At 67.8% G+C, this 373-nt stretch carries 1 protein-coding gene; it reads right to left on the bottom strand.

Annotated elements, in window-relative coordinates:
- Positions 1–373, bottom strand: a 373-nt coding sequence (locus tag F6S12_RS33140; RefSeq protein WP_315870037.1) for an AMP-binding protein, incomplete at both ends; no start/stop codon positions are given.

Raw genomic sequence — 373 nt, 5'->3', positions numbered from 1 at the left:
CACCTGCGGGTGCTGGCCGAACAGCGCCTCCAGCTCGCTGGGAAACACGCTCATGCCATTGACCTTGAGCATTTCCTTGCGCCGGCCCAGGTAGCGGATAAACCCTTGTCCGGTGATCTGCCCCAGGTCACCGGTGTGCAGCCAGCCGTCGCGCAGGGCCGCCGCGGACGCCTCCGGGCGCTGCCAGTAACCCTGCAGCAGGGAAGGGCTGCGCACGCACAACTCGCCCTCGGAGCCCAGGGGCAGCAGGGCGCCGCTGTCGAAGTCGCAGACCTTGAACTCGGTGCCCGGCACCGGCAGGCCAACGAAGGTTGGCGCGCTTTTGAGGTCGAAGTCGTCGGTCTGCAGGCCGGCGGTAAAGGTGTCGCAGGTG

This window comes from Pseudomonas sp. JV245A, assembly GCF_032424515.1.
GTDB lineage: Bacteria > Pseudomonadota > Gammaproteobacteria > Pseudomonadales > Pseudomonadaceae > Aquipseudomonas > Aquipseudomonas protegens.
Note: the sequence above shows the minus strand (reverse complement) of the source record. Positions and strands in the feature narration are given on the sequence as shown.